Below are 22,668 nucleotides of genomic sequence, written 5' to 3'. Positions count from 1 at the left end.
CGAATGAAAGATAAAGTGGTGATTATTACCGGCGCCGCCCAAGGAATAGGTGCGACTTATGCCAAGGCACTGGCGGCGGAAGGAGCCAGTATCGTTGTTGCCGACATCCTGGATGGGGCGGAAGTCGTACGCGAGATCGAAGGGCGCGGCGGCAGGGCCCTGTCGGTCACCACGGACGTTGCCGACGAGGCTTCTGCATCGGCCATGGCAGCCGCCGCGGTTGAATGCTTTGGACGTATTGATGTGTTGGTGAATAATGCCGCGATCTATGCATCGCTAGACCTTAAACCATTCGAGGAAATAGATGTCCTCGAATGGGATAAAGTAATGGGTGTGAATGTCCGCGGACCCTTCGTGTGTGCCAAAGCGGTTGTGCCGTACATGAAGTGCAATGGGTATGGTCGTATAGTCAATATCTCTTCCGGCACCCCGTTCAAGGGAATGCCCAACCTTCTCCACTACGTTACCTCCAAGGGGGCCATCCTGGCGTTGACTCGAGCCCTGGCTAGAGAGCTTGGTGACCACGGCATCTGCGTCAATACGCTGGCACCGGGCCTGGTCCTGAGCGAAGGAGTCATCAAGAACAAGGAACTTCGTGATAAACTGACCGGTCCGGTCATTGCCAGTAGGGCCATTAAACGTGACCAGATGCCTGAAGACCTGATAGCACCGCTGCTGTTTCTTGTTTCCGACGATAGTGCATTCATGACCGGAGAGACAGTGGTCGTCGATGGCGGCTCGGTTATGCACTGACAGCGGTATTTCATGTCTGAAGAACGCTGCTCGGATAAGCAAGGCGGGCGGCGAACAGACGGACTGATACGGAGCACATGCTGGAGGTTATAGGTACGATGGTCCCAAAGCGGGTATAACTGATGGCTCAGCAACAGCAAGCAGGGATACTCATGGAACTCAGACAGCTGAAGTACTTTATATGTCTGTATGAAGAAGGCTCCGCGACTCGTGCAGCGCAGCGTCTAAATATCGTCCAGCCGGCTCTCAGCAGCCAGATAACCAAACTCGAAAAAGAGTTCGGCCAAGTGCTCTTCGATCGAACGCCCAAGGGAATGACGCCGACGCCTGCCGGCAGGCAAGCGTACCGGACTTTCCAGCCCCTGGTTCGAAAGCTGTTCGAGGCCCGCCACGGCATGGCCAACCTGGCCGGGGAAATCACCGGCCGGGTGGCTGTCGGCCTGATTGCCTCCGCCACCACAACGGCCTTGTGGGATGTACTGCAGTTTTTCACGAAAAGCCATCCCGAGGTCGAAATCTACGCCACCACTGGATATACTCAGGATCTGATCGACAGTGTCCTCAATGGTGAGCTGGATTTTGCCGTCATCAACCAGAACCAACGCATCGAGTCGCTGATCAGCACGCCTGTGGTAGATGAAGCGCTGCTCGTGACAACGGGGGCTGATAGCCAGGTTTTGGACGTCGGGCCGGTAGCGTTCGAGGAGCTGATGAGCATGAAGCTTATCCTGCCCTCAAGGCGCCACGGCCTACGAACGCTCATAGACCAGGTCTTTGCCGGCCAGGGCCTCGCCTTGGAGCCGCATATCGAAGTCGACGACCTGTCCTCGATCGAGGAACTCGTGAGGCGCAGCGACTGGGTCTCCATCCTTCCGGTGATAACGGTCTATGATGGCCTGCGGGCTAGGGAGCTTCGCGTGCGTCCCCTACAGCCGCCTGGCCTTACTCGCTACGTAGTGTGCGTGCACTCACACAGTTGTCCCTTGAGCCCCGCCGCATGTCTCTTCGTAGAGAGCATCAGGAGTAATATGCAGGCCAAGGTCGAGGCGACCGAGGCCTACAAGGGGCTCTGACGCCGAGCTATAGGCTCAGCTTTTAAAAAAGAGAATGGTATGAATGTATTACAGGTAGATACCCCCCAGCGGCTGGTCGTGGGAATCTCTGGCGCGTCGGGCGTCGTCTACGGTATCAGGCTGTTGGAGCTGCTCCAACATACCCCGATCGAGACGCATCTGGTCATCACCGACTCGGCCGCCGTGACTCTGGCGTACGAAACCGATCACAAGGTCGCCTACGTAAAGTCGCTGGCAACCACTTGCTACGCCAACAAAGATATCGGGGCAGCCATCTCGAGTGGGTCCTTCCGAACCATGGGCATGGTAATCGCGCCTTGTTCGATACGCACCATGTCTGCAATCGCCACTGGCACTACGTCATCCTTGTTGGACAGGGCAGCGGATGTCATTTTGAAGGAACGCCGCCGGCTGGTCCTGATGGTCCGCGAGACGCCTCTGCATACTAACCATTTACGCAACATGACCGCGCTATCTGAAGTCGGCGCTATTATCGCCCCGCCGGTGCCTGCCTTTTATGCCAGGCCGGAATCCTTGAGCGATATGGTGGACCATAGCCTGGGCCGGGTACTGGATCTCTTTGGCATCGAGCTTGGCGTCGTCCGCCGCTGGAGAGAAAAGTAGCAGTCACTGACCCCTACAAATCGTTCGTCGGGCCCACTTAAGGGGGCAGCGAACTATCTGCCTCAGAGCAGAAATGGTTCGGATGTGGCCTCTTCAATTCCAGGAGCCTGTGGCCTTGGGCCCGGTAGGCCTGCGGTATCTCGGCGAGAATCGAAATCGCTATCTCGATCGGCGTCTTGGCGTTGATATCGATGCGCACGGGTGCATGGATACGGCTCGCTTCCCCATTGATACCTATCTCTCCCAAGCGGACGAGCCGATCGGCATGAGCCTGGCGACTGCCTAGCGCGCCCAGATGAAACACTCCGTCCCGAACAATGCCGCTAATACTCCGGGTTCCCAGTCGTGTTCGTGGAAAAGCAGTACTGCTGCGGTTAGTATCTGAATTCAGGATCTCAATGTCCATTCCTAGTGGCCATAAGGCGCCAAATCGGTCTGCGGGCCTTCGGTACCCTGACCGTTGAGGAAAACCTGATGTTGGGCGCCTATACCCGCCCGAAAGCGGAAGCACTGGAAACCCGCAAACAGGTGTACAAGTTGTATTCGAGGCTTCTGGAACGCCGCTTGCGGTTCTCCGGGGCGTTCTCAGGTGGTGAACAGCAGATGCTGGCGATGGGGCGCGCCCTGATGGCTAAACCTCGGTTGCTGCTGCTTGATGAGCTCAGTCTCGGACTGGCCCCCATCATCGTGAAGAACATCTTCAGTGCCCTGGCCGATATTCGTAGATTCGGGGTGACCATACTGGTGGTGGAACAAAACGCTCGCATGGCGCTCAAACTGGCTGACCGGCGCTATGTACTCGAAGTTGGCAAGATCGTCCATGCCGATACTGCAAACGCGCTGATGGTCTCGTCAGAGGTTCAGGAAGCGTACCTGGGCAAAGCCTGGAGCCCACTGATAGTTCAACCCAAGGGAAGCCCCCCCCGGGGGCCTTCCCTTTGAAAGATACCAATATGGTCCGATTATGCGGCCATAGCACTATCGGTCAATCGCCTAAGTCACCCCAGAGGCTTTTACTCTGCATGGCTTGCACGCTTTACGTCAGCCAAGCCTACCCCAACTCAATACGTCACGAAGCGGCCAAGATCAAATTTCAAGATGGGTAAACGTCGATTGTGCGCTGGTATTGGCTGGGTGCAGCACCGATATGGCGGCGAAAGAATCGGGTGAAATGCCCTTGACTGGAAAAACCCAGGTTATCCGAAAGATTGCCCAAGGTGCAGGACCGGTGCTCGGATAGCCACTGAAAGGCAGTCTGCATCTTGCCGATATTGGCAAACATTTGCGGAGTCATACTTGTATTTTTTTTGAACAGCGCGAAAAACTGCGCTCTCGACAACCCGCATTCCCTCGCGATCATGCCTATATCCAAATCGCCTTCCGGGTGCCCAAAAATCAACTCCTTGGCCTTTCGGATGCGGGCATCATGGCAGTTAGGTGTCTCCCACACCCGTAATTTGGACAGGTGACGCCAGTCAGAGTGTTTCTCGCTAATGCTGATCATTAAATCGAATAGCAGATCTTCCAGTCTGCTATGAGCAATCGTTCCAAAAGAAAGCATTTCCGATATCAGTGAATCAGCCTTACGGCGCAAGACCGGAGACAGCTCAATGCAGGGATTCAGGAAAAAATCGGGACGACCACTGAACGCGAGCGTGTAGTGAAGTGCCGCAAGCCAGTCAGGGTTAATGTACAAGGCCAGGATCAATGTGTCGTTTGCACCAGGCTTATGCACGTATGAATGAGGCTCCAAGGCATTAATGAGCACAGCTGTTTTATCGGTCAACGGCTGTTGTCGATTACGAACCGAGAAAAACGTATCTCCTCCGGACGCTTTGAGCAATACATGACACTCGGAATGGGCATGCGCAACCAGCGATTGATCCATCCCTAGCAGCGCAATCCGCCCGAACGCCCCATGAAAAATTCGGTGAGCAACTGACATAACAATCACATCTCTCGTATGCGAAGGTTATGACGATAACACGTCTTTTTTTCCCGTTCTACCTGTGTTAGTGCCAGCGCGCTACGTTGTAAAAGAGCGTTAGCGTGGCAAAACGGTAACGCTAGGAGAGCATGGCCGCATTGCTGCGGCCCGCACTATCATTCGTCAGATTTGACGCCAGTGGCTTCCGTTGGCTTTTCGGATAGCAGAAGTGAGATCACTATGCCGAATACTAACGCCCAGAAAGGTGAGCTAATCCCAAACAAGCTAATACCGCTCATGGCAACAAGCAGCGCAACCATTGCCCCGATCTGGTGCCCCAGTGGCTTGGAAAACGCCTGCTGAAAGGCCGCCACCAATACACCAATCATGGCCAGGCCAGCGACGGTTCCGATCAGCGCTTTCGGCAGTGCGAGAATAAAGGGTACAGCTGCACCGGCAAATAAGCCGAATGCACAGAACAAGATTCCGTTGACGACGGTGGCCCCATAACGTTGACTGCGATCATCACCCGCCTGCTCGGACGAGCAAATTGCGGTCATCGGGCCGGCAATGTTGGCATTATGGCCACCCAGAAACCCCGTCACCATGCCGCCGATACCACTAATGGTCGTCATCGCATTAACGGGCGGGGCATAGCGTTCAGCCATCAATACGCAAATAGCCTGGGCGTTTTCTGCGCCCAATACCAGTGCCGCCAACGGTATAGAGATGGCCAGAAAGCCATTTAGCGTAAAGGTTGGCGTTGTCAGTTCGGGAAACACAAAGGCGATATTCACCGCAGCGGGTTCCACGGAACCGGTCATCAGTGCGACGACAAACCCAACCAGGGCTGCCGCCAGCACTTGGCGGTATTGCTTTAGTAAAGCGGGCCGAGAGAAAGAATGTCAGGGCAACACTACCTGCGATCCACGGCATAGCTTCTACCGCCTGCACCGCCCCAATACCGAAACGTATCAGTGCGCCGGCGATCATCGCCATCACGATGGGCATTGGCAGCCAGTTCATGATCCGCCCCACCACGCCACTCAGTCCCAACACCAGGACAATCGCACCACTCATGATGAATGCGCCGACGGCTTCCGTAAATGGAATGGTCGCCAGGGCACCTATCATGATGGCTGCTCCCGGGATGGAGTAGGCCCCGGTAATTGGCTGACGATAGCGTAGCGCCATGATTAAACTGATCAAACCACCGATGAAATAGATACCAAACAACCAGGCAACGGTCTGACCGTCGCTGAGATGGCCCGCCTCAGCGGCACTTATAACGATCAGTGCCGCCCCCGAGCATCCAAATAGCGCGGCAACTACGCCCGCACTGACGGACTTGACGTTCAGCGATTGAGTCAGGCTTGTAAACCATGGCGTCTCCGGGTGAGACGATGGTGCGTCGCCCGTATTATTCAGTGTGTGATTTGGCATGCTTTGTCTCTCATTATTGTTGGATGTCAGACGTTGATAGCGCTATTACTGTCCCCGGAATTCGGGCTTGCGCCGGGAGTGGAACGCCTCCACACCTTCGCGGAAGTCGTCGGACGAACGCAGACGGCTGTAGCAGTGACCTTCCATCTCAATGGCTACAGACAGAGTCGCGTCCTCGTTATCATTGATCATTCGCTTCGCAGTACGCTGAGCCAGTGGTGAGAAGGTGCGCAGCTCATCCACCAAGGCCTGGGTTGCGACTTCAAGTTGGTCGTCTGCAACGCATTCAGTCACAAATCCCCAGTCAAGTGCTTGCTTCCCGCTGATACGTGCAGCCCGCATAACCATGTGCTTGGTTCGAGTAATGCCAATGGTTTTTTGCAATCGCGCCGAGCCACCGGAACCCGGAATTTGGCCCAACCGCTGTTCAGGCAAGGCGTAGAGTGTAGATTCAGAGGCAATTCGAAAATCACATGCCAACGACAATTCGAAACCTACACCAAAGGTGTAACCCCGGTTGGCAGCAATGACCGGTTTTGAGCAGCGAGCCGGCGCGGCAACATTGTCGGCCAGCTTTGACACATGCTCCGGAGATGCCTCGAGAAAGCCCCTGATATTGCCCCCGCTGGAAAAGTGTTCGCCCTCGCTGCGCAAGACGATGACGCGTACATCATCAAGCTGATCTAACGCCTCAAACACTTGCCTTAGCTCATCGCGCTGGGCCATTTCAATGACATTCAGCGGAGGACGATTGAGAATGATATCCGCACGCTCAGCTTGCGGATCGATCTGCACGTCAAAGCCGTCAAACTCGGAAGCGAGGAAATCCACCAGTTCTTTATTTTTACTGTTCATGACATGTTCCTGATTTGTTACCTGAGCTCTGATTAAGGCTTCGCAGGTGATGATGTTTGATCCCGGAGCACTCGGCGCAATACCTTACCGATCGGGGATTTTGGAATCTCGTTGATAAACACGTAGCGCCGAGGTCTTTTGAACCGGGTCAGGCCACCGTCAATGCAGTACCGGTCAAGCTCCTTTTCCTCCAATGTCTCGCGACACTTTACAAAAGCAGTTACCACGCTCCCCCACCGCTCGTCAGGCGTTCCAACCACGACCACTTCTTCGATCTGGGGGTGCAGAGAAAGCACATCCTCAATCTCTGCAGGGCTGACGTTTTCACCCCCCGTAATAATCAGGTCGTCAACACGACCGGTGACAAAAAGATCGCCATCTGCGTCGAAATACCCGGTATCGCTGGTAAAATACCAACCATCCCTGATCGACTTCTGATCTGCATCCGGCCGCTGCCAATAGCCCTGAAAGGCTTCATCACCCTCCATATCCGCGATAATTTCGCCTTCTTTCCCCACCGGCATGATGGCATCGGGCATGCCAGCGCCCGCCTTGACGACACGAATACGTTGATTGAGCGAGGCGCGGCCAGAGGAACCGGGCTTGCGACTGGCGTTCTGATTAATGGTGAAGGTATATATTTCAGAACTGCCGTAATGGTTGACGAATAAAGCGGGCTTGAATGCGGCTTCAACACGGCCGATAAGTCCGGCGCTCATGGGTGCCCCGGCATAGCCCAGCTTGTCGACACTCTTGACGCGCTCAGGCAGAAAGCCCGGGTGCTCCATCAGCATGTGATAAAGAGTGGGGACCAGATAAAGATTGGTTACTTGCTCAGTTTTTATGACTTCCAGCGTTACCTCGGGATCAAATTTCGGAACGCAAACGAACTTACCATCGATCAACGCCATGGCGAGCAATGAGCGCACCCCCATGGTGTGGTATAGTGGCATGACCCCAAGCGTGCACTCGTCATGGCCATAAAGATTTTGCGCGACGTGGGCCAAAGCCGCTGCTCGCTCAGCACGGTGCAGACGGGGAACTCCTTTGGGTTTGCCACTAGTTCCCGAGGTGTACAACATCAGGGATAGATCCTCGGGGGTTGCTCGCAGAACTGTCTCCCCGTCTCCACCCAACAGCGTGTCAAAATCGTGAGCGGCAGCACTACCCACCTCACCCACCGCAATATGAGTCATCGCCTGGGCCTCGGCACAATTGTCCACCGCCTCCCCTGCTGAGCCGTCATACACCAACACCCTGGCGCCCGAATCCTGAATAAAAAATGCCAGATCCTGGGCAGTCGAACGCCAGTTGACGGGGGTAATGATGATCCCCGCAAACTGGCAGGCCCAATGCAGCGTGGCCATCTGCCAACGATTCTGCATAACCACCAGGAGGCGATCCCCTTTGCGCAGCCCAAAGCCCTCCAGTGCCCGGGCGACGCTCTGGATATCCTCAAACCAGGTATCGTAACGTTTATGTATATCGCCATCGGCTATCGCAATCGCCCATGGGCGACGCTCAACCGCGGCCAGAAAGCTACGGCCAAGATCAAACATTATTGTTCTCCTTATTGATGTCAGTTTGGCGTGAGATACCAGAATTCCGCTCTTCCGCTACCTCGAGAATTGCATTCACGATGCCCGTATAGCCCGTGCACCGGCACAAATGACCAGACAGCATTTCGCGCACTTCGGGTTCTGTGGGGCTCGTACTTTTAGCCAGAAATTCCATACTCGACATCAGGATTCCAGATGTGCAAAACCCGCATTGCAGAGCGTGGTGTTTGCGAAAAGCTTTTTGCAAATCGTTCAGCTCATCACCGGCCGCTAGCGATTCAACGGTTTCCAGTTGTTTACCGTCAGCCTGTACCGCGAGCATAAGACAGGACCGACTGGCCCGGCCGTTCACAAGCACCGTGCAGGCACCGCACACACCATGCTCACAACCCACATGAGTACCGGTCGCACCAAGATCGTGACGCAAAAAATCGCAGAGCTGCATGCGGGGTTCGGCGTAGCCACTTCGCTCGCGACCATTAAGCGTCAACGTCACGCGGTATCGAGTATCAGCTTTGGATTGCATGGATGGGGCCCTCTTCTGTCGCCGAACGATCGTTGATCATTACGGAACCAAGTTCACGGATTAAATGTCGGCGATAAATCGCCGACGCATGAGCGTCGTCCTGAGCATCCAGCGACCAGGCAAACTCATTCAGTTCGGCATTAAGCCTCTCGCCCTTGGACAGGGTGCGTACAACCGGTCGATCAGCGACGCCACCAATCCCGAGATCCACCTGCTGATCGGCAATAACCGCCGCCAGCGCCACAATTGCAAAGTCACCATGGCGCATTGACACTTCGCGAAAACAATAACGGCTGCCGGGCTTTTTGAGCGGAAAACGAACCTCGGTCACCAACTCGTCGGGACGCCGTGCAGTGGTCAGGACCCCCTGGAAAAAGTCCGCGGCAGGCACCCGCCGGGTCTTGCCCCGATGTGCTTCAAGCACGACCTCACCGCCCAGCGTCAGCAGACACAGCGGCAGTTCAGCACTGGGATCCGCATGGGCAATCGAGCCACAGACCGTGCCACGATTGCGGGTCTGTGCATGCCCAATCCAGGGCATCGCCAGAGCCAGCAGGGGCACTTCGTCCACGAGCGTTGGCCGCTCCAGTAGTTCCGCCTGAATAATGCCCGCGCCCACCGCGAGGTAATCATCCCGGCGTTCGATGTAGTGCAAGTCCTCTATAGCCGAAACATCAATCAGCACTTTTGGCTGCGCTAACCGCATATTCAGCACCGCCATAAGCGACTGGCCACCAGCAAGCAGCCGGGCCTCATCACCGTATTTTTTTAGCAGTTCACAGGCTTCGCGACGTGTGTTCGGACGGGCGTAGTCAAACGGGGCAGGCTTCATGACTGACCTCCCTTGCTTTTAAGCAAGCTTTTGAGATAGTCCCACAGGCGATGCAGCAGCTTGAAGCGAGACGGGCCACCCCCCATTCGAACGGAAAGCCGTGAGAAGATCTGTCCGATAATCATTTTCGATGCACTTTGCAGCATGCGCCCACCCACCGAGGCAATTTTGCCCCCGACCGTGGCTTCATAGTCATACTCCAGCCGAGTCTTATCGCCCGCTATTGCCGTGAGAACAATCGTCGCTGTCGCCTCGGCCGAACCCATTGAGCTGGTACCTGAGCCGGACAATCGCAGGCTGTTGGGGGGGACAAGATCAGAAAGCGAAACCTGTGCGGCAAAGCGGGCCCGGATCATGCCAACGCCCACTGTTACATCCGCGCGATAGCAGTTTTCTCCGGCCAGCTCCAGGGTATGGCAACCCGGAATAATGGCTGCCAGGGTGGCGGGATCCAGGAGGGTGTCGAAAACGTCCTGGGGTTTACCGGGAAGGTCGACCGAGTCATGAGCCATGAGTTTGGAGCCAGCACCTGAGGACCTGGCGTCGGCCTGACCAACGCCTTCTGGCCGGGGCGGCTCATCAATTCCCATCAAGGTTCGCACCTTTGACGGTGTCAGCGGCAACTCAATCTCTTTCTCGCCGAGAGCATCAGCAACCGCATTGGCAATACACACCGGTGTGCTCATATTATTGCCCTCACCAACTCCTTTGGCGCCTAAAGGCGTGAAAGGGGAAGGCGTTTCCATATGCAAAATGACCGGTTCCGGAACCTCCATGCTGGTGGGAATAAGATAGTCAGCAAGGGTGCCGGATATGAAGCTGCCATCCTCGCCATAACTGAATTCTTCCATCAATGCCGCTCCCAATGCCTGGGCAAACCCCCCGCGGATCTGACCATCGACCAGTTGCGGGTTGAGCATACGACCGGCATCGTGCAACGTGACGTAGCGATCAATGCGGACGGCCCCGGTGATTTTGTCGATTTCAACGCCGCAATAATCAAAGATGAAGCCGTAACAGAGTGAACTGTTGATCAGCTCATCATCTTTAGGTGCGGCAAGCTCCTCTGGAGTCCAGAAGGCCGTTTCCCGCAGCCCACCTGATTCACTGTCGGGCAATGTCGCCGGTGCCCAATGAGCGGCACCGGCAATACGGTGAAACGACGCCGATTGATCGGAACTTTCCGCAAAGATCCGGCCACCGCCAAACAAGATGGCCTCGGCGCCGACGCCCCATTGCGCGGCGGCAATCCGCCCCAAACGATCACGAATCTTGATGGCTGCGTTATAGACAGCACCGGCAACAGCACCTGAGAAACGGCTGGAATAATTACCAGAGGCAATCGACCAGGCATCCTTACTGGTATCCAACTCGACATTGACGTTTATGGATTCGAGTGGAATACCCAGTACTTCCGCGACAACCTGAGCGATAACTGTCCGATGACCCTGGCCCTGCGGGGTCGACGACACGTGCACACTGACACTGCCGAGCGGGTCAACGGTAATGGTTGCGGTACTCACAGCGCCGTTTTTAGGGCCAGCCCGGCGACGCTCCTCGGGCGTAAAAGCCATGGTGATGTAGCCCATATTTGAAATCGACGGTTCCACCGCGGCGGTGTAGCCGATGCCATAGATTCGACCCTGCCGGCGATACTCATCACGACGGGCCAAAAGTTCATCAAGCCCTCCTTCCCTGACGCCCTTCTCCAGACCGACGGGATAGTCGCCTGAGTCCAGGAGCGAACCCGCTGCGCAGCGATAAGGAAAGGAACCGCTTGGTATGAGATTGATCCGAATGACGTCGAGCGGGTCCAGCCCAAGTTCGATGGCAATCCGCTGCATCAACCGTTCCAGTGGGAAGTAAACCTGAGGCCCTCCAAATCCACGGTTGAGGCCAGTGGGGGTTTTGTTGGTCATGACTATACGATTGCGCACAGCCAGATTACGGATGTCATAAGCTCCAGTAAGGTTGCCATGCATCCGGTAGGTGGTCGCAGGCTCCGGGGCGCGAAGATAGGCTCCGCAATCATCGAGCTGATCCAGTCGCAGTGCAGTAACACGCCCCTCTCTGCTCACCGCAGCCTCAATACAACTTACGCGATTGGTGCTGGACGATGCGCCCTGCAGATGCTCAAGGCGGTCTTCAACCCATTTAACCGGCGCGCCTACTTTTCGCGCCGCCAACCCCATCATGACCACATAGGGAAACACCCCTTGCTTGATACCGAAACTACCCCCGGAATCCGGCGGAGTGCGCAGGCGCAGTCGATTTGCCGGCACACCCAACGCCCGGCACATGACCGAGTGAAGCGCATAGGGGCCCTGGAAGTTTGAGGTAACGTCATAAGCGGTGGCGGTGGGATCAAACTGAGCCAGTACTACATAGCATTCGATTGGAGTACAGGCACTGCGAGGAAACCGAACTTTGATGGAAACTCGATGATCGGCTTCGGCAAAGGCACTGTCGGGATCGCCATAGAGAAATTGACGATCATTGACGATATTGCCACCAACCTCATCATGGAGGACCGGCGCATCATCTCCAGCCGCCAATTCAGGATCGACAGCAACGGGCAGAACCTCATACTCAACATTAACGCCTTCCATCGCATCTTCAGCAAGATAACGGCTTTCCGCAATTACCACCGCAACGGGCTCGCCCACATATCGAACCTTGGTGATGGCCAGGCACCAATGCTCCATGGGCTGTCGCACACCGACGGGGAAGGGATTTGCCCAACGCTTGACGTCTTCTCCGGTCAATACACCATGGACACCGGCCATACTAAGCGCCCGCGAAGCATCCACCGAATTGAGTCTGGCATGGGCGTGGGGTGAGCGAACGACGGCCGCATAAAGTGTCCCCGGTGGCGTTGGCAGATCGTCGCCATAATGACCAAGCCCCCGCAAAAGAGCTTCGTCTTCAATTCGCTCCTGGCGAACGCCAATATGCACCTGGCTTTTGCCGGACACCGGTGGCTGATAAGCAGTCATACTCTCCTCCTTGGTGGCAGGTACGGGACATGGGACCACCTTGAGAAGAGTCTATCCGGCGATATTGAGAGATGCCTTGCCCGAGAGAACGACTTGTTGCCCCGCCGTATTCTGTTTTACCCCTGAGTCTGATTTCGATGCGATTCTCAGGGATGCGGAGAGCATCAGGCCTGACATTGTGCAAACATCGTTTTGGCAATCATTGCTAACGAGTCACATCAGGAGGCCGGGGCAACCCGAAGACAACCATGGATTCCTTTGAAAACCTCATCTCCGATTTCATCAACTTCCGTAAAGAAGGGCTGCGGGTCGCGCTTGTCACCCTGATAGATAATAACGGCTCGTCTCCCCGACCGCTGGGCAGTCAGATGGTGGTTGCGGAAGATAGCCAGTATGCCGGCCACCTGACTGGCGGAGGTTGTGCAGAGTCAGTCATTGTTGCGGAGGCCGTTGCCGCTATGGCTGCGAGAGCCAACCGATTGCTTAGACTTGGCGCTGGGTCACCTTATATTGATATTCAACTACCGTGCGGCGCGGGCATCGATATCTATATTGATGTTGATCTCAGTGACGCGTCCATCTGGTGCATTGATCAAGCTTTGCAATCGCGGCAACCGATCGCGCTGGACACCGATTTAAGCAGCGGAAATCATCACTCGCTGACCGACCGGAACCACCCGTTGCCCGACCGAGTGTTCCGGCGCTGGTATATCCCCCGCCGTCGGGTGCTGATTATGGGAAAAGGGTATAACACCCCCACCCTTGGACATCTCGCAGCGGCCAGTGATTACGAGGTACTGATCATGTCGCCGGACCAGAAAACCCTTGAATCCAGCGCAAATCTCGGGCTGGCAACCCAGCACATTGCTGCCCCCTCAGATTGTTCAGATATCCAAACAGATGCCTGGACAGCGGCGGTTTTGCTGTTTCATGAGCATGAACGGGAACCCGGATTTCTAAAAGTACTACTCAGATCAAACTGCTTTTACATCGGCGCGCTGGGTAGCCACAGAACCCATGAGCAACGGGTGAAACAGCTGAAAGATTTGGGATTTGATGAGGAAATCAAGCGAATACATTCGCCGGCCGGGCTGGACATCAAGGCAAAGGCACCTGCCGAAATCGCCATCTCAATCCTGGCCGAGATGACACAGGTTTATCACGCGGCGAACCGGTCGTTACTGCAAACCAACGGCACGAGGCTCTTAACACCGGCTTCGGAATCAGTCGGGCCACGAGAATTTTGGTCGGTTGGTTGAGCCGGTTCTGACAAAAGGAATGCTGCAGAAGTACGCGAGACGGTGACTAAGTGGTGACGAGATGTTCAAGCGTCTGAGAAACAGGGTAATCCCCCCATTTTTAGCGGGGTTCAAAAGTAGACCTCAGGCCAGCATGGCCAGTTTCTGTTGAGGGGTAATCCCTCCAATTCCCATATTGGGTCGTTGGTTATTGTAGTGCCAGAGCCAGCGGGTTGCGTAGTTCTGGACTTCCTCGGTGCTGTCGAATAGATACTGTGTCAGCCAATCATAGCGAATGGTTCGGTTGTAGCGTTCGATGCAGGCATTCTGCTGGGGCTTACCGGGTTGTATAAAGGCCAAATGGATACCCTGACTTTCAGCCCATGCCGACAGCTTGCCGCTGATATACTCTGGCCCGTTGTCACAGCGGATTGAGCGAGGCTTTCCGCGCCACTCAATAATCTGATCCAGCGTCCGGATCACGCGTTCCGCTGGTAATGAGAAGTCGACCTCGATGCCAAGACCTTCGCGATTGAAGTCGTCGATCACGTTCAGTAACCGATAACTGCGGCCATCGCTGAGCTGGTCGTGCATGAAGTCCATCGACCAACTGTCATTGATCGTTTCGGGCACCGCCAATGGCTCCGGTTTCTCGCGAACCAGGCGTTTATTGGGTTTGATACGCAGGTTCAACTCCAACTCTCGGTAATTCGATAGACCCGCTTGTGGTTCCAGCCAAAGCGCTTCACATTGCGCAGATGCAGAAAATACAGGCCAAAGCCCCAGTTCTTCTGGTTATGCGTCAATCGGATCAGCCAGTCGGCCATCTCGGCATTCTCATCGCTGAGCTTGGTTTGATGCCGATAGCAGGTCTCGCTGATGCTGAACATTGAGCAGGACAAGCGGATACTCACCCCCCCTTTTCGCTGACAGCTTTTTGTGCCACCTCACGGCGACGAGACGGCTTTACCACTTTTTTCGATGGTTTCCTTGAGGATGTCCGCTTTTAGTCGTTCCTCGGCGTACATCTTCTTGTGCCGGCGGTTTTCATCCTCCAGTTCCTTCAGCCGGGCCATCATCGACGCGTCCATGCCACCGAACTTGGCGCGCCATTTGTAGAAGGTCGCACTGCTTATGCCGTGCTCGCGACACAGTTTCGGTACCGGTACGCCGTTTTCGGCTTGCTTGAAAACTGACAGGATCTGGCTGTCGGAAAACCGTGATTTTTTCATGCAGAATCTCCCTGCGTTTAGCTTACAGAAAATTCTACTTTTGATCACCGTCGTTTCTCGGGGGATTACTGCCGCTGCCGGAGGCGCTGACCGAGTCCCGGTTGGCTCAGCTGTTCTATCCCGCGGCCAATACCCGGGCCTCCCGTCACTTCCAGGAGCCCGCCTGGGAAACGGACGATCAGGAGCTGCGTCGTAAGGAGATGACTAAACTGTTGCTGTGGGAGGGATACACCGCGCAGTATCCGAACCGGTGTTACAGCTACTCCCAGTACTGTGCCCGCTATCGGCAGTAGGCCAAGGGACTGCGGCGCTCCGTGCGCCAGGTCCACAAGGCGAGCGAGAAGTGTTTTATCGACTACTGCGGTGTGACGACACCAGTGGTCAGCCCGTCCACCGGCGAGGTACGCCAGGCCCAGATCTTTGTGGCGGTCCTAGGGTCTTCCAACTACACCTACGTCGAAGCCACCTGGGGTCAGTTGTTGCGGGACTGGCTGCAAAGCCATGTACGCACCTTCGAGTTCTATGGCGGCACCCCACGCTACTGGTCCCCGATAATCTACGCAGCGGCGTCAGCAAGGTCTGCCGATGGCAGTTACAAGAGGCTGCTGGGACAACTGGCCAAAATCGACCTCTTGATCATCGACGACTGGGGACTGGAACCCCTTTCGCCGGCTCACCGGAATGACCTGATGGAGATCATGGATGACCGATACGGCAGCACATCCACGTTCATGATCAGCCAGTTTCCCACCGACCAGTGGTACGCCAGCATCGGTGATAACACCCTGGCCAATGCCATTCTGGATCGCCTGATGCACAACGCTCACAAACTGAACCTGCAAGGAGAATCGATGAGGAAACGAAAAAGCGAATTGACTGAATGTGAACACCCGATGTAAAAACCAGGGTGGGTGATGCATTAGGAAATCAGGTGTTCAAGTTCGACCAGTATGCGTGTTCACGTTCATCAGAATACGCACGCAGCCCACAAGCCCGCTTGATCCGTGTGTGCAATTGTGCAATAGAGAAGGGGCCCTGACTTCAGGGGATATTTGCTCTTCACCTGTGACGCGATCTCTTTGATTCACACTCCTTCCTGTCGGCTCAGCGATCAGTACCCTCGCGAGAAAAGGCTTGCGATCTGAGGCATTTACAATACAGTGATTCATTGCTTAAAATTTATTCAAGCCACTAATATATAAGGAAAAACATATCCTGCAAGGTGTATTTAGGATAGAGCTGCATTTTAAATCCGCCTTTCCGCGGCCCGTTCCGGGGAAGAGGAAAACCGTATTCAAGGTAATAGTTGAAGGTGCGCGAGGGCGTAATTTTCTGTGTTAGGCAGTCAGGACCACTTCAGACTCTACGCAGTGCCTTTGGCCTGCCCGGAGTGATTTTTTAGGGGCGTCCAGCAGCTCGAAAGGCCGGACATCGACTTGTCTTCAGGTCTGACCAAGCAAGGGAGAAAAAGTGAGAGCCAAAATATCAATCACTTCGGGTGAAGACTTTCATTTGTGTCACGAAATGATCAAGAAGACCCGGTTTGCCTGTGTACGACATGCGTCGACGTAGGACGGGGGTCTCCGTCATTTCGCACGGGTTCGATTCGGCGTCCTGCCGAGTCGTTAGAAGCCGGCCTCTCGTCTTTGGGATCCGGTTGCCTCTCAGCCGGAGGCGGCGCCAATAAATCAGCACCTACACCCCAGCTCCCCGATTGCACACACTGATTTCCTCACCAGCACCGAGAGGAATTAGCATGACCCCGACCGAACGAGCGCACTTCTGGCAACAGCATATCAATGATTGGCACACCGCCGGTGTGTCCGGCAGCCTCTACTGCAAGCAGCAGTCACTGATCTACCATCAATTCGTTTATTGGCGCAGGAAGCTGAGCGCTATTAAAGCGTATCCGAATCCGGAAGAAGCAAAAGCGAATAGTGGATTTGCACGTGTGGTGTCGGTTCCCGGCGCGGGCGCGATAGAGGGTCTGACCGTATCGTTGCCCGGTGGTGTATCAATCGCCGGGCTGCACGCAGGCAACATCCAACTGCTGAGTGCGGTTCTGAGGCAACTGTGATGCGCCGCCGATACCTGCGCCCATCACTGGCGTTGCCGGAGATCTATCTTTATCGTGCGCCGATTGATTTTCGCAAACAGGCTAATGGCTTGGCCGTGCTGATTGAGCGGGAACTGGGCCATAACCCCTTCACCGGAGCACTCTACGCTTTCACCAATCGGCAGCGTAACAAGATCAAGTGTCTGATGTGGGAGTACAACGGTTTTGTACTCTATTACAAGGCCTTGGCCGAGGAGAAATTCAAGTGGCCCAGAGCCTCGGACGAGCTGATGCCGCTGACCGGCGAGCAGATCAACTGGCTGCTGGACGGCTACGATATTGCGCTGCTAAAAGGGCATAAAACTTCCTGATTACGCATAAGCTTCAGCCATCTTCAACAGCCTGTAAGGCATCGGTGGTGTCCGGGTTGCCACCGTCAGAAATCGTGGAAGCATGGCCTTGAGGTCGTAGCGCCGGTTGAAGCGGTATTCGAACTCGGCGAGGTAGCGAGGTGCATGCTGTCCACGGATGGCATGGTAAGTCCCGGTGATCGCGTTCTTGACGTTGCCCAGTACAGTGTTGACCCAATTGAACGCCGGGTTCGCCACGCTGGCACGTCCACCACCGGTGATATGGCGCTCATGTACGTAGGTGGACGTATCGAAGGCTCGGAAGCACCCCAGGCCGTCGCTGATGACCTGGCTGCCAGGCACAATGGCCTGCTGAGCGTAGCGACGTATCTCGGCAAGCGTAAAGCCGCTCACACAGCGAAGCTGGACACGCTGCGGATGGCCCGCCTCATCGGTTTGTACGGCCGCCACAAACGGGAACGTGTGCTCAGCGCCGCGACCGCGCTTTCCCGGCCGTTCACCGCCCAGGTAGGCGTCATCAATCTCAATGCGCCCGGAGAGCTTCTCTCCCTGGTTGCGCCCGTGCATGACCTGCAGCAGCTTGTGTTTAAGCTTCCAGGCCGTGTTGTAGGCGACGCCAAGCTCCCGGGACAGTTGTAGTGCCGAGATACCACTCTTGCGCTGGGTCAGCAGATAAATGGCCAGGAACCAGGTGGTCAACGGCAAGTGTGTCGCATGAAAGATGGTACCGGCGGTCAGCGAGGTTTGATGGTGGCAGCGGTGACACTGGTAGAGCCCCCAGGACAGCCGGCAGCCGGTGGCATTGCCACAGTCGGGGCACACGAACCCCTTGGGCCAGCGATGTTGGAGGAGGGCGGTCTGGCACTGCGATTCCGTGCCGTACTGCTCAAGAAACGCCGGCAACGACAGGCCGGGCTGGAACTGGATAGGGTTGCGTGCCATGACGTCGCCTCCTCTACTGGACATAACTCCAGTATAGGTCAAGCTGGTGGAATGGTGGCTGATCAATATGCGTAATCAGGATAAGTTATGACCGATGAATACCAAGACACCGCCTACCGCTCCGGCGCCATTCCGGCGTTACCGTCGGGTGGCCATCCAGACATGGACAAGGCGTCCCAGCGCTTGCCCTGGGGGCACTACCAGAACCCAGTTGTGCCCAACACCATGGAGATGCAGTTGGCCTATGCCCGCCTGTTCGAGGATGAAAGTGATGTGGAGGATGGGCATCCCTGGGGAGAATCCGTATTCTCGGTCAGCAAGGGATTTTGGCTGGGCTTCAAGGCTTTTTGTACATCCTTTACATGTCTATGGCGGTAGGTCTTTGGGCATCATTAGTTGGATTAGCAATAGCCACTATTGGCCCAGTTATACACTACCCAACTTTAAGAAATTTTGCAGTGCTTCTTGATTCTGTTAAGTACTATTTTGGCGCGTTAATACTTTTAAAGGGGTGGTCAGTTAGCTCCTCTTGGCACAAGATGTAGTAATGGGAATATCTGCAACCGGAGCAATAATACGCCGTCCACTGGTGGCTGGACATGACTATCCGCGTACTTACCGGGAGTTCGTAGTGCAGTTCCCTGACGATGAATCGTGCGCAACCTATTGAGAGCAACTCCGTTGGCCAGGCGGATTCATTTGCCCTCAATGTGGAGGGACCGAGGAACCATGGCGACAAACTCGATGTCGGTTGGTGTGCCCCCGTTGCCGATACCAAGCGTCGGTAACGGGAGGCACTATCTTCGACAAAACACGAACGCCACTGACAACATGGTTCGAGGCTGTATGGCATGTCACTACCGCGAAGAATGGCCTTTCAGCCAAGACTCTTGAGCGTACGCTGGGTATGAGTTACCGAACTGCATGGACGATGCTGCAGAGGCTCCGAGTGGCGATGGTGCGTAGTGAGCGCGAACCATTATCGGGCCTGATTGAGGTAGATGAAAGCTTTGTAGGAGGCGTAGAACGTGGAAGAAAGCGCGGACGCGGTACACGTAGATCCATTGTGGTAATTGCCATCGAAATAAAGGAACCCAAGGGGTTCGGGCGAATAAGGATGCGCTATGTTCCTGATGCGTCAGGAGACAATTTGGTGGCGTTCGTGTGTGATGTAGCACGTCCTGATGCTGCGGTTCACACGGACGGCTGGCGTGGATACAATGAGTTGCCAAAGCACGGATACTTGCACCAAAAGAGCATCCTGTCATCTACAGGCGACCCTGCACACGTTTCTATGCCAGGAGTGCACCGAGTTGCCAGCCTCCTGAAAAGATGGATTCTCGGCACACATCAGGGCTCGGTCACCGCTGGGCATTTACAGTCTTATTTGGAGGAGTTTACTTTTCGATTCAATCGCCGCACTTCGCGCAGCCGTGGACTTGTCTTCCGTCGACTCCTGGAGCAGGCGGTCATCACAGAGCCGGTGACCGAGGCTAAAATAACTCACGGGTACCTCTGGTGAAAACACAACATATAGTGGGTAGAGGAGCTAACCGACTACCCCGTTACTTTTATACTTTGGCGGCAAATACGGTCGCCTCCTGTTAGCCCACCTCACCGATAAGCGCCAGCGGTCCAACCCCACGGGCCTATACCGCCGGGGGGTGTGGTTCGGATCAAGGAAGGCAAGGAAGTTTTCGAGGCCCCTTTCATTGAATTCGATGCCTATCTGGTCCACTCCCCCTCGGGCCGCGGTGGCCGCTACTTCAACCTGGTGCTTCAGCACCGCTACAGCAAACACCAACTGTGGATGAAGGGTTTGCTTACCGATGCGATGGATCAAAAGGAAGTGTGCGCCTACTGGGATATGATTCAGCAGTTTATGGATCTCACTCGGCCCTTGCCGGATGTGCCCATCTTCGAGCCGTTCCGCTCAAGGGATCCGGCCACACAGGAATGGGACGAGCGCACCGGGCGTGATCCGTTCAAGTGGCGGAAAATATCACCCGAGTCCTGGCGAAAGAACCACGAGCAAACCTACCGGGACCGCTTGCGGAGTACGAATTTTCATGGCCCGTGTATTCTCGATGCCCGTATTCAGGGCAGAGGGCTACCGCTGCCGGAAGATCCGCGTGGAGCCATGTTCGCCTGAGACAGTCGCAGAAAAATAGATCTGTCCCGGTTTTTGTTCACCACAGTTTTAATGGTCAGTGATTCGGTGAGTTCATTTGCCAACGGACGATGGGGAACAGGCTCCGCTCAATTAATCAAAGCAGGGGGCGTCGCAACCATGGTCAATGCTGATGTCATCGCTGCCCGTCTACTTACGCCAACCGGTCGTCGAGCGGTTGAGCGAACATCCGTTCAAGCTGCACAGGCGGCGATTGGACGTTTGATGCCGGCCGCTACTCGTTGGGCGGGAACCGTAGCGTCGGGTTACGTCACCGCGCTTGGATTCGCTATTTATGTGTTCGGTGAAACCGCCTATTACCGGCTGATGGATGATGCCGTCAATGAGTGGCTCCGGGCGGGACCGTTTTCCGGCGACCTTGATGAGCAAACTGATGACCTGGCCTCCGAAACTGAAGCCTACATGGGGTTGGTGAAGGCCATGACGCCGGTATCGTTCAAGCGGATTCCCGAAAGCGGTGTTTTGGAGTGGCTTCAGACACGGAAGCTGATGCACTGGCAAAATGAAGCAGAGGCGGTTTTATCATTCGCCAGTCCAGCCCTAGCCATTACCGGCAAGCCCGCCGAAATAGAACTGGTGCTATCGTACGAGCAGGAGCACTACCGCAAACTTGGTCCGAACCCGGCCGGAGGCTGGCGTACTGAAACCATTGTCAGAAAATCGGGAACCATCCGTCAGGGCATTGGAAACGACTACGATGAGCAGCGTCATTCAATCAACTTCATGATTGGCAAGTCGCAGTTGCCAGACTTTACGCCGCAATCGGACTACGAGCGTGTCAAAACCCGTTACCGGGTGAAAAGCCTTTCGCTGACCTTCACGGTTGATGTATGGCAGCGAGACGCAGAGCAATACGAGGGCCAGGAAGTGACTCACATAATGGAGGATCTGGACGTTGAGTGGCAGCGATAATCAGTTAGATATGATGAGCGAATACCGTGAAACGGCTTTTCGTTCAGATAATATTCCGAAACAACATGCTTTGGAGAGCCCAGATGGCTTTGTGAAGTTGCTTGAAGGGAGCGACCTGATAGAAAGGTTGGCTTGGGGGCGCTACAGTAAGTTAAATATACACGAGCGCCCCAAATATGCAGAGGCTCATCAAACTCAGATACAAAGCGGCAATCGATTGTCAGAGGGTCGTGCGTGGACGCACAGGCAGAAACCTAAAGATCTAATAAAAACACGTTGGCAGCTGCTTTTGATGTTTGCGGGCGCAATGGCTGACTATCAAATTGTCGGTTTTTTCATGGCTTGTTCTTTCGCCGCATTTGTTTTTGGTGCTGTTCGAGAGGGACTTCTTCTCGCGGTTCAGTATGGAACTTGGCCGATGATTGGGTTAGCAGCAATGCGCCTCTTCTTCCGCTATCCCTTCACCTGGTTCCTAGAGCGCAACCCCGACTTCATCGTCAAAGACCTGGGCTGCGGCTTCTTCCGTCCCACCGGCATGGTCAAATTCCGCACCTGGCGGGAGGAAACCTTCGAGGCCCCGTTTATCGAGTTTGACCCTTATATTTCCTACCACGTCCAGCCCAAAGGGCCGGTCAGCTACAAGCTACAGCTTCGCCACCGATACAGCGGCTGGCAAACGGCTGTTGCGGAGGTGCACAGCACGCTAAAAGAGGAACTTTACGCCCACTGGGACGAACTACAGCGCTACATGGACGTCAGCCAACCCCTGCCTGACATCCCGGCCCTCGAACCTTACCGCCACCTCGACCCCACAACAGCCCAGTACGACGCCGCCGGCAAACGCCAGCGCCCCGCCAACTACTGGGCCATGCTGGATCTGGAGTGGTGGGAAAAAGAAGGCTACCCCGCCCACATGGAAAAGATTCGCAACTTCCCGTGGGGTTCGCTGGAAGACCAGATGCAGTACAGCGTGCCCAACCTGAACGAGGCGACGATGGCCTGATCCAAAAATTGTCAGATGAGAAAGAACATGGCTCATGAGTGGGGCACCGCTGATGTGGACGCCATACGGGCTATAGAGGTCGGGTTACTGGCGGTATTTCTAGACGATCCGCCCTTGGTAGACTGACTGAAGTGT

At 55.3% G+C, this 22,668-nt stretch carries 20 protein-coding genes and 5 pseudogenes; 15 read left to right on the top strand and 10 right to left on the bottom strand.

Annotated elements, in window-relative coordinates; all coding sequences use genetic code 11:
- The first annotated feature begins 3 nt into the window (after positions 1-3).
- The 5 genes from MIH19_RS13795 to MIH19_RS13775 all read left to right on the top strand — a co-directional run bounded on the left by MIH19_RS13795 (position 4) and on the right by MIH19_RS13775 (position 3,392).
- Positions 4-753, top strand: coding sequence for an SDR family oxidoreductase (locus tag MIH19_RS13795; protein WP_249009007.1), 750 nt, complete (start codon positions 4-6; stop codon positions 751-753).
- Positions 754-875: 122 nt separating this feature from the next.
- Complete coding sequence (locus MIH19_RS13790; RefSeq protein WP_249005416.1) at positions 876-1,826, top strand: LysR family transcriptional regulator; 951 nt, start codon at positions 876-878, stop codon at positions 1,824-1,826.
- Between the two features lie 39 nt (positions 1,827-1,865).
- Complete coding sequence (locus MIH19_RS13785; RefSeq protein WP_249005415.1) at positions 1,866-2,450, top strand: UbiX family flavin prenyltransferase; 585 nt, start codon at positions 1,866-1,868, stop codon at positions 2,448-2,450.
- A 115-nt stretch (positions 2,451-2,565) separates the two neighbouring features.
- On the top strand, positions 2,566-2,736 hold the full coding sequence (locus MIH19_RS13780; RefSeq protein ID WP_249005414.1) for a hypothetical protein: 171 nt from the start codon (positions 2,566-2,568) through the stop codon (positions 2,734-2,736).
- Positions 2,737-2,924: 188 nt separating this feature from the next.
- Entirely contained in the window at positions 2,925-3,392 is a 468-nt protein-coding gene (locus MIH19_RS13775) for an ATP-binding cassette domain-containing protein (RefSeq protein ID WP_249005413.1), read from the top strand.
- A 151-nt stretch (positions 3,393-3,543) separates the two neighbouring features.
- Here the strand turns inward: MIH19_RS13775 and MIH19_RS13770 are convergent, their stop codons facing one another.
- The 8 genes and pseudogenes from MIH19_RS13770 to MIH19_RS13740 form a co-directional block, all read right to left on the bottom strand.
- Positions 3,544-4,395 (bottom strand): AraC family transcriptional regulator, encoded by an 852-nt coding sequence (locus MIH19_RS13770; RefSeq protein WP_249005412.1) that lies wholly within the window; start codon positions 4,393-4,395, stop codon positions 3,544-3,546.
- 158 nt (positions 4,396-4,553) lie between these two features.
- Complete coding sequence (locus MIH19_RS22465; protein ID WP_283164055.1) at positions 4,554-5,201, bottom strand: benzoate/H(+) symporter BenE family transporter; 648 nt, start codon at positions 5,199-5,201, stop codon at positions 4,554-4,556.
- A gap of 118 nt (positions 5,202-5,319) precedes the next feature.
- A pseudogene (locus MIH19_RS22460) lies at positions 5,320-5,820 on the bottom strand (benzoate/H(+) symporter BenE family transporter); the annotation flags it as partial.
- A 45-nt stretch (positions 5,821-5,865) separates the two neighbouring features.
- A complete protein-coding gene (locus MIH19_RS13760) occupies positions 5,866-6,675 on the bottom strand; it encodes an enoyl-CoA hydratase/isomerase family protein (RefSeq protein WP_249005411.1) in 810 nt (269 codons plus the stop codon).
- A gap of 32 nt (positions 6,676-6,707) precedes the next feature.
- Positions 6,708-8,234 (bottom strand): AMP-binding protein, encoded by a 1,527-nt coding sequence (locus MIH19_RS13755; RefSeq protein ID WP_249005410.1) that lies wholly within the window; start codon positions 8,232-8,234, stop codon positions 6,708-6,710.
- Complete coding sequence (locus MIH19_RS13750) at positions 8,227-8,760, bottom strand: (2Fe-2S)-binding protein (protein ID WP_249005409.1); 534 nt, start codon at positions 8,758-8,760, stop codon at positions 8,227-8,229. The genes MIH19_RS13755 and MIH19_RS13750 overlap by 8 nt, the downstream gene beginning before the upstream one ends.
- Positions 8,744-9,592 (bottom strand): FAD binding domain-containing protein, encoded by an 849-nt coding sequence (locus tag MIH19_RS13745; protein WP_249005408.1) that lies wholly within the window; start codon positions 9,590-9,592, stop codon positions 8,744-8,746. Before MIH19_RS13745 ends, MIH19_RS13750 begins: the two co-directional genes overlap by 17 nt.
- Positions 9,589-12,588, bottom strand: a complete 3,000-nt coding sequence (locus MIH19_RS13740; RefSeq protein WP_249005407.1) for a molybdopterin cofactor-binding domain-containing protein — start codon at positions 12,586-12,588, stop codon at positions 9,589-9,591. The genes MIH19_RS13745 and MIH19_RS13740 overlap by 4 nt, the downstream gene beginning before the upstream one ends.
- Before the next feature lie 248 nt (positions 12,589-12,836).
- On the opposite strand from MIH19_RS13740, the gene MIH19_RS13735 reads away from it, so the two are divergent.
- Complete coding sequence (locus MIH19_RS13735) at positions 12,837-13,847, top strand: XdhC family protein (RefSeq protein WP_249005406.1); 1,011 nt, start codon at positions 12,837-12,839, stop codon at positions 13,845-13,847.
- A 123-nt stretch (positions 13,848-13,970) separates the two neighbouring features.
- On the opposite strand, the pseudogene MIH19_RS13730 reads toward MIH19_RS13735, so the two are convergent.
- Positions 13,971-15,058, bottom strand: a pseudogene (locus MIH19_RS13730) (IS3 family transposase).
- A gap of 71 nt (positions 15,059-15,129) precedes the next feature.
- Here MIH19_RS13730 and MIH19_RS13725 point away from each other — a divergent pair.
- From MIH19_RS13725 to tnpB, 4 genes and pseudogenes are all read left to right on the top strand, one after another.
- Positions 15,130-15,647 (top strand): annotated as a pseudogene (locus MIH19_RS13725) (IS21 family transposase); the annotation flags it as partial.
- Positions 15,643-15,957 (top strand): annotated as a pseudogene (locus MIH19_RS13720) (ATP-binding protein); the annotation flags it as partial. The pseudogenes MIH19_RS13725 and MIH19_RS13720, both read left to right, overlap by 5 nt.
- An 857-nt stretch (positions 15,958-16,814) precedes the next feature.
- On the top strand, positions 16,815-17,135 hold the full coding sequence (locus MIH19_RS13715; protein ID WP_249005405.1) for an IS66 family insertion sequence element accessory protein TnpB: 321 nt from the start codon (positions 16,815-16,817) through the stop codon (positions 17,133-17,135).
- Complete coding sequence (gene tnpB / locus MIH19_RS13710; protein WP_249005404.1) at positions 17,135-17,485, top strand: IS66 family insertion sequence element accessory protein TnpB; 351 nt, start codon at positions 17,135-17,137, stop codon at positions 17,483-17,485. Before MIH19_RS13715 ends, tnpB begins: the two co-directional genes overlap by 1 nt.
- Here the strand turns inward: tnpB and MIH19_RS13705 are convergent, their stop codons facing one another.
- The gene (locus MIH19_RS13705) at positions 17,486-18,427 is read right to left on the bottom strand and encodes an IS1595 family transposase (RefSeq protein WP_249005403.1); all 942 of its coding nucleotides are present in this window, start codon (positions 18,425-18,427) and stop codon (positions 17,486-17,488) included.
- Between the two features lie 87 nt (positions 18,428-18,514).
- Between MIH19_RS13705 and MIH19_RS13700 the strand changes: the two genes are divergently transcribed.
- The 5 genes and pseudogenes from MIH19_RS13700 (at position 18,515) to MIH19_RS13680 (ending at position 22,533) form a co-directional block, all read left to right on the top strand.
- The gene (locus tag MIH19_RS13700; protein WP_249005402.1) at positions 18,515-18,805 is read left to right on the top strand and encodes a hypothetical protein; all 291 of its coding nucleotides are present in this window, start codon (positions 18,515-18,517) and stop codon (positions 18,803-18,805) included.
- A gap of 169 nt (positions 18,806-18,974) precedes the next feature.
- Positions 18,975-19,949: pseudogene (locus MIH19_RS13695) on the top strand (IS1595 family transposase).
- Between the two features lie 144 nt (positions 19,950-20,093).
- A complete protein-coding gene (locus tag MIH19_RS13690; RefSeq protein ID WP_249005401.1) occupies positions 20,094-20,579 on the top strand; it encodes a hypothetical protein in 486 nt (161 codons plus the stop codon).
- Positions 20,580-20,717: 138 nt separating this feature from the next.
- Positions 20,718-21,530 carry a hypothetical protein gene (locus MIH19_RS13685; RefSeq protein WP_249005400.1) on the top strand — a complete coding sequence of 271 codons (813 nt, stop codon included), beginning with the start codon at positions 20,718-20,720 and terminating at the stop codon, positions 21,528-21,530.
- Positions 21,514-22,533 (top strand): hypothetical protein, encoded by a 1,020-nt coding sequence (locus MIH19_RS13680; RefSeq protein ID WP_249005399.1) that lies wholly within the window; start codon positions 21,514-21,516, stop codon positions 22,531-22,533. The genes MIH19_RS13685 and MIH19_RS13680 overlap by 17 nt, the downstream gene beginning before the upstream one ends.
- Positions 22,534-22,668 lie beyond the last annotated feature (135 nt).

The sequence above is a fragment of the Marinobacter sp. M1C genome (assembly GCF_023314135.1).
Classification (GTDB): domain Bacteria; phylum Pseudomonadota; class Gammaproteobacteria; order Pseudomonadales; family Oleiphilaceae; genus Marinobacter.
This window is presented reverse-complemented; position numbering and strand designations above follow the sequence as displayed.